This is a genomic window from Skermanella aerolata KACC 11604, assembly GCF_000936425.1.
Lineage (GTDB): Bacteria > Pseudomonadota > Alphaproteobacteria > Azospirillales > Azospirillaceae > Skermanella > Skermanella aerolata.
Map to the genome: position 1 here is coordinate 45,103 of NZ_AVFK01000041.1, position 10,231 is coordinate 55,333.

A 10,231-nucleotide genomic window follows, 5' to 3' on the forward strand; every position below is an offset into this window, starting at 1 on the left:
AAAGGTCGCCTTGGTCTTGAAACTGCCCGACCTCCCCACGCCGATCGCCATGGGCTGATGTGGTTGTCTCGCGGGAACCTCTATGTCGAGGACGGCACCCTCCGCTTCCGCACCACCGGCATGGACGGGCTGGAAAGCGGCGACTATGCCTTACCATACGGCCCCGACCCTCAGCGCCGCCGTACGCGAGCGCATCTGGACGATGATGACTAATATTCGGAAATCGGCCGACGTTTCATCGTGATGCCTTGGCGCGTCTCTGAGGCTCCCACCCGCAGGCCATCATGTCCCTAGTTTAGGCCGCTGGAAGTTCGTAACCCTGTCGGCAGTTGGCGAGGGGGGGCCGCTGGCATCTGTGAAGATGAATGAGTCAGCTTTCTCGGCAGCCTGTAATAGCTTGGATGCGAGTGCCCATAAGCCAATACGCATAATACTTTCTGATGTAGACAATCCACTAAATTTATCATCGACCGCACGTACATCTTAGTCGATAAGAGCTCACATCTTTGCAACCGAGCATAGCTGGATATCATGAGCGACAACAATAAGCACGGCCTTTCCCGTACCATCAATCCAAGTACGAAAAGGATAATTAGGCAACGTTGCGGCTTTGGTTGCGTAATTTGCGGATCTGCCATAATCGAGTATGAGCATATTGATCCACCTTTCTCCGAAGCAACACATCATGATCCAGAAAGAATCACACTTCTATGTCCCAGCCATCATAGCGAAGTAACGAAAAATATCATTGATAAAGAATATATCAAACAGGCTGATAAAAATCCTGCGGCTAAACAGAGAGGGTATTCTGACCTATTGTTTAGAACGATCTCAAAACCTCCAGTTTTAGTATTTGGGAAAAGAAATATTTTTGAGGGAGGGGGGTTCATTACCGTAGAGGGCGTGCCTCTGATAGCTGCAAAAGCACCAGAAATAGGTTCAGGAGTCTGGAGACTCGATGGTAATATATGCAACTCAGACGGATCGTCTATAGTTAAGATAAATAATAATGAATTCCACCTCCAAGGGCATGCGCAGTTCGATTTTCAACAAATTCAAAACCGCCTTACTGTCAGGGATGAGAAATCGATCATCGTATTCGAAATGGAATTCCAATCGCCGAACTATGTTCGCATCAAGCACATGGTTTCACGATCAAGAAATGTAGTTATTGTTGCACACGATGATGACTTAACGATATGGCGGGAGGACGGACCAGTAAGTTTTACTGCCTGTCGATGGCTCGATTACGGATTGAACATCAGATCTGAGGAAATTTCGTTCTTACCGTGAGGTGTTTCATTTAACTTCAAGCAAGCACTCATCAGCGAGTATGCTTAACTGTCGATATGGTTACTCATACAGGCTGCCGGAAACGCCTGACCCACTCTCGTTACAAGTGCCAGCGGTTCCGCCCCCGCCAACCGCCGATAAGGTTACGAACTTCCAGCGACCTGTATTAGGAATTCCTCCAGTCCGGGTGATGAGTATGACGGATGAATGCTCCCAAAGCTTGACTGAGTGCGGTAAGGTTCGCCACCAGAGTCTATGACAAATGAATAAATTCGGGCGCTTATTTGGCAGAGGTTTCCCCGTGCAGGCGGGGATAAACCCAACACGGGTTCCGTTTTGCTGGCGGCCGCACCGGCTCCCCCGTGCAGGCGGGGACAGACCCTCATCGACCGGCACGATCTCGCCCTTGCTGAAGGCTCCCCCGTGCAGGCGGGGATAGACCCGGCACGACGTACTGCGGCAGGCCGGCTAACATGGCTCCCCCGTGCAGGCGGGGATAGACCCGTCGTGCGGAAGTTCGGCGGCATCAAGAAAACGGCTCCCCCGTGCAGGCGGGGATAGACCTCCTCATCGGGGGGAAGTCGCGTTTGAACTGGCGGCTCCCCCGTGCAGGCGGGGATAGACCCAAGACCACCGGCAACGTCGACTTTGCGAATATGGCTCCCCCGCGCAGGCGGGGATAGACCCATGCACCAGATCTACTCCGACAAGCGGAACGAGGCTCCCCCGTGCAAGCGGGGATAGACCCGGCACGACGTACTGCGGCAGGCCGGCTAACATGGCTCCCTCGTGCAGGCGGGGATAGATCCTGGACGATGTCCGCAGGGCTGCGGCTGATACCGGCTCCCCAGTGCATGCTGGATCTGACAGTATTGTTGTTGGTGCAGCGAGGAAGGTCATGATGCCAATCGTAATCGTTGCTGTTGCGATTACGTGATTTAGCGGTAATCAAGTGGAATCATGCAGCGATACTCGTCGATCTTCAGAAACTCGCGGTGAACCGTCATCGGATCAAGGCCGTGGCCGATGACCAGCGTGTTGAAGTCCTTGAACAGCATCGCGGCCCGTTCCGCTGGATTAAGCTCATGCACGACCGGCATGCAGCCGCCGCCGAGGCCGTCATAACGGCTTGTCCAGCCGGTCCGATCAGGGTACGGCCCGACCTCGATTTCGGTCCTGCCTTTGGCCGTCAGTGCATTCCAGCCGATCGCGGTTTCGATCAGTTTCATGTCCGTCTCCTTGTGCCCGCCGCTTGTGGGGATGCGGTTGGTTCAGTGTTGCCGTTCGGAAGCTGGAAGCAGATTGGGGTCGCCGTCACTGCAGGCGGCTGCATCCGTGATCTGCGCCGATCCGGTCGCGGGATCGCTGCTGGCATGGTTTTGGTTCAGGCTGACAAGCAGATCGACGAGAGTGGAGCAATCGCCGGACATCTCGACCGATTGGGTGGGTCGGCCATAGGCGCGATCCAGGATCGCGTTTGCCGCGACAAGTCGCTCCCCCGGCTTACCCGACCGCATCACCTGCACCAAGGTCTCCAGCGCCTCCATGCTGTTCTGTTGCGCCAGATCCCGGATGCTCACTTCCAGCTTCGGCCGACCGCCGGGGTTGCCGGAAACTCCTTTTGCCCATTTCATTCTGTAAAACTCCTGATCTGAGATATTTCGGCAGTGTAGTTCTGGCGGCGACAGACTGCCCGCCGAGTAAAACATCCTGACCACGGCCGGCGGCGCACGGGCCATGCCGCCGATCACGATCTCCGCCCCAGCGGTTCCAGCCCCATCGCCATCAGCCCGACATAGGCGGCACCGCGCCACTTCTGGCCGTAGGCGGTCAGGCACTCCAACCCGTAATCCTGACCGACATGGACCACGGCGCCGTCCAGCAGGGACATGCCGGGACCATCAAGCATGAAGGCGTCGCAGCCGGCGCAGCGGTCGAAGCTGGGTTCGGCGCCGTGCCGCCGATGCCAGACGTTCTCGGCTTCGCCCCAGGCGACCCGGCCTGCCTCGATCGACAGCAGGCCATGCTCAAGCCAGTGGTCGGTTCGGTCCTTCAGCCACAGACGCCAGTCTTCAGGGGTATCACTGGCAGGGGCAGGGGTTTTGGGTTGAAGAAACGCTTCTCGGATGGCCTTGAGCGCGTTGGGGTTGATGTCGTTGACGGTTCCGCTCGCACTGCCTGCCTTTTTGGACACCGGTTGGACACCTGGAGGGGTCTGGTGTCCAACTCTAACCTCTTGTTCTATATAAGGTTTGGACACTTTGGACACTTTGGACACCTGAGATGGATGATCTCGTGCGCGCGACCCCCGCGTCGTGGCTTCATGGTCCATTTTTCTGTCCACGTCCGGAGCCTCGTCTGGAGCTTCGGAACCATGGATCTCCTGTTTCAGGTGCCCAAAGTGTCCAAAGTGTCCAAACCCCTTATCCGTCAATGGGTTAGCGTTGGACACCTGCCCCTTTTCGGTGTCCAATCGGTGTCCAAACTTCTCCTTCTGATTGTTGAACTTAGAGACTTTGTCGCCAAAACGACCTTCCCCAACGCTGTCGATGGTCGAAATCGTGGCGTTGATGGCGTCGAGGATGTTGGACACCGGCTTCGGCGCGGTCATGGCCGCCCTCCGTCGTACACGGTGAAGGGCGCTTCGCCGGCGGCGTTGGTGGACCTGCCGAAATGAGCGCGGGAAAGGGCATACACCTGGACATGACCAATCTTAGGCACGTACCTGACCGCCAGCCGCTTCGCATCGGTTCGTTTCGCCAGCAGGCCGCGATCATTCAGCACCTTCGCGATCTGCTGTTCCTTCAGCGCCCCGCCTGCCGCTTCCCGGATACGTTCAGTCGGCAGATAGACCGCGCGATCGTCATGCCACGCGACGGCATCCCGCATGCCGCCGTCTCCATCGACATGTCGGATCGTCACGCCCCACCGTTCCGCGATCCAGCGAATGATGTTGCCGATTGCCTGATCTTCGGGGTTCAGGACGACGGCATCGGTGGAAGCCAGGAACCGACACCATGCCCAATTAACCGCCTCGGAAACCTCCATGGACGCCGGCAGAAGGTTGAATGCCTTCGCCATTTGCCCGGCAACAAGCAGCAGCGCGAACGATATGGCCGCCCGGATCAGGGCGCTGTCGGCGCCCGGTCCGGCGAGCTTCCGCGCGGCCTGGTTGACGCTCTCGCGCAATCTGTCAGGGTCGCGGTGCATGCCCTCCGCGATCAGCGCCTTGACGAAGGCCGGACCGGCATGACCGTGGTTCCGGCAGGCGGCATCGATGGCATTCAGCACGTCCTGTCCCGCATTCCGGTTGACGCTGGTCACGTCGATGTCGGGGAAGCGGACGGGCATACCGGTGGCCCATTGGCCGCCATCGCCGCGCACCTTCTCCTCCAGGGAGCATTCGCCTGACAGGATCGCGAAGGTGTTCCAGGCGTAGGGGGTCTTGAGCTTCGCCCCCGCCGTCATGCGGGCTTTTCCGACGCCGCCGGCGATGCTGTAGATCAGGCGGCCGATCACCTTCCCATCGGCATGAGCCATTTCGTCTAAGGCCAGCACGGTCCCGTTCGCCCGCTGGGCCAGTCCCTCGACCGCGTTCTCGGTCGCCCGCATCGACTGGAGAAGGCCGTTCCCGATCTTCGTCGACGACCAGGGCGAGACCGCCAGCCGTTGCGCCGTCGTCTTGCCGGCTGATGTCATGCCCGACAGGTTGATCCCGCACGCCTCCATGCCGGCAAGTTCGAGGACCGGTCCGGCGAAGCCGCCGATGATACCGAGATGCCAGTGCGGGCAGTTGTCCGCCTTGATCACCGTCTCGATGGCCGCGCGCCAGTCATCGAACGTGCCGGCCGCAGATGGGACGGGGAGCCGGGCGCCGGCCGACAGTTCCAGGTTCTGCCCATCCGGCAAGCCGCTCACCTCGCCGCTTGGATCGACGAAGACGGGGACGTCCGCCGTCAGGCGATGCCAGCCCGGCCGAGAGACGACGACCATCTCCCGCGTCGGTTTGGCGGCCTTCAGGATGGCGACCACGATGGCTTCGCCATCAGCCTCGACGCGAAGACCGGCTTCGAACAGCGCGGCCTTGATCTCGACCCCATTCATGCGCCCCAGGTCGGCACGATCGAAGTCCACCAGCCGGGGCTGGCCGCTCATGTCCTGAACGGCGACCCGCAAACCATAAGCGTCGTCCTGATCGGCGTGGCGCAGCATCGCGATCACCCCAAGGGGCGAGAACACGGGGACCATCGTCTCCTCACCCGAGGAGATGCGGGTGACCTTGTGGACCCATATGTCGCCGCCGGGCATGTGCCGGTAGCACAGGCGCGTGCCCCCAAGCGCCGGCAGCGGATAGGCTGTCACGATATCGTCCAGTTCGGCGGCATGCTCCTTGTCAGCATCGGCCGCAGCCGCCTCGTCTTCGGACGGTTCGAAAGGTTCTGCCGCCTGCATGCCGGCCCGCACCGCATCCAGGCCGTCGCGCAGGAAGATGTCGAGCCAATCGGCCTTTTCGCCGGCCGCACCCGGCATGGCGATCGCGACCGATACGCGGTCGTGCAGCTTCGCGCCGAAATTGCGGGCCGCTTTCTCGCCACGCCGGCTGGCCGGCTTGCTCAGGGTGCGCTTCTCGTCGCGATCGGCCGCGACCGTGATGTGCTTGGTTGCCGGCCATGGCTGGAACGCCTCGATCCCGCTGGCGGAAATTGCCGCGGCGACCACCACCTTCCCGGCTTCGATCTCGGTCCGCATGGCGACCGCCACGGCGGCACCGGTCTCGATGCCTTCGCATACGATGATATGCGGCGCCGTCGCCGGATCACCCCATAGCACCGACCTGCCGGCCGTGCTGACGCCATCGGATGCGCGCACCGACTTCTTCGGGTCGCGGCCGTCAAGATCAGCCTTCCCCTGACCGTCAGGCGCGACGTAGATCCGGAAGGCATGGCGGCGGCCCATGGCGTCGATCGTCTCAAACACCGCGCACGGGAACATGCCCACCAGCTTCGGCTTCGCGCCAGCAGCGTCGGGTAGATCGAAGTACCCCAGCGCCTTGATGCCGACAGTCTTGGTGGTCGGCATCAGCATAGCCGCTGGCTCGATCCCAAGCCGGAAGGCGAGATACTTTCGCGGCAGCGCGTCGTCACGGTTCTCCGCCGGCGCCGACAACAGGCTTGCGGCGTCCTGCTTCTGACCGCGCGGACCGCCGCCGCCTTCCTCGATCAGGTCGGTGCAGCCGATGATTTCGGCCACGCGGACCTTGGCCTTCTCGAAGTCGATGCCCTCGCGGGCCGACACCACGTCGAAGATGCTGTGAGATCCACCCTCATCAGGCCGCTTGCCGATGCAGGTGCAGAAGGCGCATGCCTTGCTGTCATCCCAGCGCCAGTCATCCTTGCCGCCATGATCGGGATACGGACAGTTGATGTGGCCGCGACCACCCCGCCAGTCGATGCCGATGGCGCTCAGGACGTCGAGTTCATGGCCGGCGACCGCTTCCTTGATCGGGTCGGTTCTGACGTACCGCGCGCCCGTCATCGTTTGGTTCCCGACAACCTGCGGAGCGCCTGTTGACTTGTACTAGGGGCATTCCCCTCGCTTGTCAGCAAGCCACGACGCGGTGGGGGTGGTAGATGACGCGCAGTAAGCTTCCCAGGCCGAGCGGCATTATGTTCGCTGCCGGCTATATCGATGTCAGTCGGCGGCTGCTTAATTTCCTCGCCCATCGCCAACCACGATATGAAGTCGCCGTCCATGACACCAGTTCGGCCGGCGAGCTTTGAGAGTTTCAGGCGGCCAGCTTTCGCTTCACGATAGATCGTTGTGCGGGAAATGGAAGCAAGCGTTTTAATCTGTTCAATCGAATAAAACGCCCGTCTCCATGGCTGATCCGAAGACACATTACCCACGATCGGCACACAAGAGCCGCAGGATATATTTGCCATGGTGGGGCTCCGTCGTTGATTGGGACGGATTTCTATTTACACCATGACGTGTCTGGCCTCACCACCTAGCGCTGACAGAAATCCCTACGTTATAAAAGGGGTTTTTCTGTCAGTTTCTCGACCTTCCCGGATATCTGTTCTGGCGCGCTTCATGGCGGTCCGGAGACTTCCCTCATCCACATCCGGAACGAAATGCTTAACCAGAAGCCACAGGAGTACCGAGACGGCCGGGATCGGATCTCCGTCATCAGTGAAGTCAACCCTGAATTCCAAGCCATAGTGCTGGTCGATCGTCAGGACAAGTTCATAGATGAAATCGTCGAGATGTTCGTGAGATGGCCTTCCGGCTGAGGCAGGACCGACGAGTTGCGTCGCGGCTGTCAGTGTCTTGGTCGCCGCCTGGTGTAGTTCGCCAATCACTCCACCCAGGATATCCAAGCGGTCCAGGGTGATGTCACTCGCTTCATTGATCGCGTGGATCAGCATGCTGGCCGCGTCGGCGATCCGAATAGCTTCGCCACGACGTTCCGCCCGCTCTGGCGACGTCGTTTCTGTACGGCGCGCGTAATAGCGGGTGGCATAAGCTTCGAAGTCGGCGATCGGGTCGCCGACCTCCTTGTCGCCTCGGTCGTCTCCTGGGTTTACAGCGACGCCTGCATCCATTTCGTACTGCCGAAGCTGATCGGCGGACAGGCGATGAAAATCAGTTTGCTGGAGGGCACGACGCCAGCCGATCTTTTCGGCTTGGACGGGAATGTTATCGCTGGCGTTTTTATCGACGGGCATGTTGATCTCTCAGGTTTATGAGAGCCGCCATTTACCCCTTCATCTTCCCCAATGAAAGGTTCGAAAGACATATCAGGAAGCAACAAGATAGCCCTGAGTGTTGCAATCAGGGAGTTCTGCTGCATTGGCCAAGCATGATATCTACTGTCAGCGCATAAGCTGGAAAGCTGACCTCGCTCCGAGCCCCGAAGACTGGCTGCCGTTGCGTGCTTCGATGGAGAGTGGCGGTCACGTGCTTTTCAATCACCATGACGGGGCGCCCCGGTGGCCGAAACCCCTTTGCCTGATTCCGCAAATTTTTTTCGAGGCGTGGGGTTAAATGAAGTCGGTTTTAGATTTCGAGGGTCGGGCTGTCGTCGAAGGAGATTAAAAGCACCGCGTCGTATGGGACCCGTGACGTCGATGGTGGGGTTGTCCGGTGTGGCTTCACCCGGCAGGCGGACCGCTGGTGAAGGCGATCAGGCTGTCGTCCGGTCGCCATAGGGCGACGACATGCCTCCGGCGCCGGCTTCACGCGGCGAGATCAGGCTCGACCGCCCGTACCGGAGGCACGGCCTTGATCGCTTCCCGCCGCTTCAGCAGATCGCCGACCCACCTTGCATTCGGAGGGGTCGGGCTGGAGCGGAAGGAGATTAAAAGCACCGCGCGGTATGGGACCCGCTGCGGCGATGCTGGGGGGAGAGCGCCCCTTTACGACGTTCCGCTGATCGACACCGCCAATGCAGCCGGCGAGAGTATCTGCTGCTGGGGAGAGGGCAGGAGCACAAGCCGCCGGCTTGACGGCATGAGCGGTGCTGCTGAAGCGGATGCCGCCGATGTGGACGGCATCCTGGCGGAGGGGTGAATGATGACGACGCACGACGAGGCGCGCCAGTCGCTCGAAGCGGAATAACCGCAGGATGAAGGACGATCCGGAGACGATGCACAACAAGGTACTGCATCGGCGGATACTGGAGACTTGGGAACGGAGCAGTCCGAAAATGTACGCCCGGCTGAAGAAGGCGGGAACGCTGGAGATGACGGCGTTCGTCAGCCAGCAGCGGATGTGGGCGGAACAAGCGCTTCTGATGAAGTCGGGGATGCCAGTAACGGACGCGACGGAGGAAGCGGAGAAGGGGTGGCTGATGCTGGAGCCGGAGGACGATCCGGAGGAGGCAGCCGACGAGGAAGCGGAAAACGAACTGCTGGACAGGTAGAGCCGATCGCCGCAGAGACCAGGGTCGAAGCTCCGGAAGTCTCGCCGGCAAAGCCGGCAGGTATCAGCGGGAAGGGACAGGACAGCATCTTGAAGCCCAACACCTCGTACAAACTGGCGTGGGTGCCGGACGGGGCGCCGATACTGGCGCTGATGGTGGTCCCTCTGCCGATGGGGGCGGAGAGGATCGATCAGCGTCGATATCTAGACCTGATGACGCTGCGGTTGTCGGATCTGCTGGACCGGCAGGAGGACCCGGAGGAAGCGGCGCGACTGGTGGCGAGGGAGTTTGACCGGGCGGGGCTGGCGCCGGGGGACGTGCGGACGCACAGCCCGCTAGCGTGCGCGATGGACCTGATCGAGGACAACCTGCTGTTCAGGATGTGGCTGACGTTGACGGACGTCCTTGAGGAACCGGAACAGGCGATACCGCACCCCAACGCGCTGGAGGTTCTGAAGGAAACGGATCTGGCGACGTATCTGGAGAACGTGCCGGCGATGTCGCCGGAATGGTGGCGTCTACCGCTGCTGACCTGCACCGGCGAAGCTGGTGACGCTTCACATCAGCGACAGCGCCAGCAGCACCACCGTCAAGCCCATCAGCGCAGCGGGGGCGGTGTAGCCCTGGTGAAGCATCATCGTCATGCCGGTGAGGTTCACGATGATAGCGAGGGCCGTCACCGACACCATGGCTTGCTCCGACATCCTGGCTTGCTCCGACATCCTGACCTCCCGCTTCTCAAGTTCAGACGCCCTTCGTGGATCTCACTTCAGCAGGTTGATGATGGAAGCGATAGCGGCAATCACGGCGCTTACTGCACCAACGGTTATGGTGATAGGCATGATGAAGCTATCGCGGTTCAGCCTCCTGTCTTCGGCAGCCAGCTTCATTTGCTCGAAGTCGAACTTCCGCATTTCGATTGACAGCTTCTCAGCTTCGACCATCAGCTTCTTCTGTTCGGCGCCAAACTTCTCGCTTTCCTCTCGATCGCGTCGCAAGCGGGCAACCTGTTCC

The 10,231-nt window shown here is 60.2% G+C and carries 11 protein-coding genes and 1 CRISPR repeat array; of the genes, 4 read left to right on the forward strand and 7 right to left on the reverse strand.

Annotation, left to right across the window (positions count from 1 at the left end):
- Positions 1 to 63: 63 nt before the first annotated feature.
- Positions 64 to 213: a hypothetical protein gene (locus N826_RS44920; RefSeq protein ID WP_211099433.1), complete on the forward strand. Its 150-nt coding sequence runs from the start codon at positions 64 to 66 to the stop codon at positions 211 to 213.
- 318 nt (positions 214 to 531) lie between these two features.
- A complete protein-coding gene (locus tag N826_RS43530; protein WP_147041097.1) occupies positions 532 to 1,293 on the forward strand; it encodes an HNH endonuclease signature motif containing protein in 762 nt (253 codons plus the stop codon).
- A 292-nt stretch (positions 1,294 to 1,585) separates the two neighbouring features.
- Positions 1,586 to 2,101: direct repeats of the CRISPR family, unit length 28 nt; unit sequence GGCTCCCCCGTGCAGGCGGGGATAGACC.
- A gap of 130 nt (positions 2,102 to 2,231) precedes the next feature.
- On the opposite strand, the gene N826_RS31370 is transcribed toward N826_RS43530, so the two are convergent.
- From N826_RS31370 to N826_RS40730, 5 genes are all read right to left on the reverse strand, one after another.
- Entirely contained in the window at positions 2,232 to 2,522 is a 291-nt protein-coding gene (locus N826_RS31370) for a hypothetical protein (RefSeq protein ID WP_044435522.1), read from the reverse strand.
- A gap of 42 nt (positions 2,523 to 2,564) precedes the next feature.
- A complete protein-coding gene (locus tag N826_RS40725) occupies positions 2,565 to 3,044 on the reverse strand; it encodes a hypothetical protein (RefSeq protein WP_147041098.1) in 480 nt (159 codons plus the stop codon).
- Positions 3,041 to 3,904 (reverse strand): hypothetical protein, encoded by an 864-nt coding sequence (locus N826_RS43535; protein ID WP_157599379.1) that lies wholly within the window; start codon positions 3,902 to 3,904, stop codon positions 3,041 to 3,043. The genes N826_RS40725 and N826_RS43535 overlap by 4 nt, the downstream gene beginning before the upstream one ends.
- Entirely contained in the window at positions 3,901 to 6,828 is a 2,928-nt protein-coding gene (locus N826_RS31385; RefSeq protein ID WP_044435526.1) for a DUF927 domain-containing protein, read from the reverse strand. The genes N826_RS43535 and N826_RS31385 overlap by 4 nt, the downstream gene beginning before the upstream one ends.
- 491 nt (positions 6,829 to 7,319) lie before the next feature.
- Positions 7,320 to 8,021 (reverse strand): hypothetical protein, encoded by a 702-nt coding sequence (locus N826_RS40730; RefSeq protein WP_052832378.1) that lies wholly within the window; start codon positions 8,019 to 8,021, stop codon positions 7,320 to 7,322.
- A gap of 556 nt (positions 8,022 to 8,577) precedes the next feature.
- Between N826_RS40730 and N826_RS31390 the strand changes: the two genes are divergently transcribed.
- Both N826_RS31390 and N826_RS31395 read left to right on the forward strand, forming a co-directional pair.
- Positions 8,578 to 8,865, forward strand: a complete 288-nt coding sequence (locus tag N826_RS31390) for a hypothetical protein (protein WP_044435529.1) — start codon at positions 8,578 to 8,580, stop codon at positions 8,863 to 8,865.
- Between the two features lie 55 nt (positions 8,866 to 8,920).
- The gene (locus N826_RS31395; protein ID WP_044435531.1) at positions 8,921 to 9,217 is read left to right on the forward strand and encodes a hypothetical protein; all 297 of its coding nucleotides are present in this window, start codon (positions 8,921 to 8,923) and stop codon (positions 9,215 to 9,217) included.
- Positions 9,218 to 9,774: 557 nt separating this feature from the next.
- Here N826_RS31395 and N826_RS43540 read toward each other — a convergent pair.
- Both N826_RS43540 and N826_RS44460 read right to left on the reverse strand, forming a co-directional pair.
- Positions 9,775 to 9,939 (reverse strand): hypothetical protein, encoded by a 165-nt coding sequence (locus tag N826_RS43540; protein WP_157599380.1) that lies wholly within the window; start codon positions 9,937 to 9,939, stop codon positions 9,775 to 9,777.
- 42 nt (positions 9,940 to 9,981) lie between these two features.
- On the reverse strand, positions 9,982 to 10,231 hold a 250-nt coding region (locus N826_RS44460), incomplete at its 5' end, for a hypothetical protein (protein WP_044435533.1).

Excerpts from the sequence above, each read along its gene's own strand:
- N826_RS43540 (WP_157599380.1), bottom strand. The coding sequence starts at position 9,939 with ATGTCGGAGCAAGCCAGGATGTCGGAGCAAGCCATGGTGTCGGTGACG.
- N826_RS31370 (WP_044435522.1), bottom strand. The coding sequence starts at position 2,522 with ATGAAACTGATCGAAACCGCGATCGGCTGGAATGCACTGACGGCCAAA.
- N826_RS40730 (WP_052832378.1), bottom strand. The coding sequence starts at position 8,021 with ATGCCCGTCGATAAAAACGCCAGCGATAACATTCCCGTCCAAGCCGAA.
- N826_RS31395 (WP_044435531.1), top strand. The coding sequence starts at position 8,921 with ATGAAGGACGATCCGGAGACGATGCACAACAAGGTACTGCATCGGCGG.
- N826_RS31385 (WP_044435526.1), bottom strand. The coding sequence starts at position 6,828 with ATGACGGGCGCGCGGTACGTCAGAACCGACCCGATCAAGGAAGCGGTC.
- N826_RS43530 (WP_147041097.1), top strand. The coding sequence starts at position 532 with ATGAGCGACAACAATAAGCACGGCCTTTCCCGTACCATCAATCCAAGT.
- N826_RS43535 (WP_157599379.1), bottom strand. The coding sequence starts at position 3,904 with ATGACCGCGCCGAAGCCGGTGTCCAACATCCTCGACGCCATCAACGCC.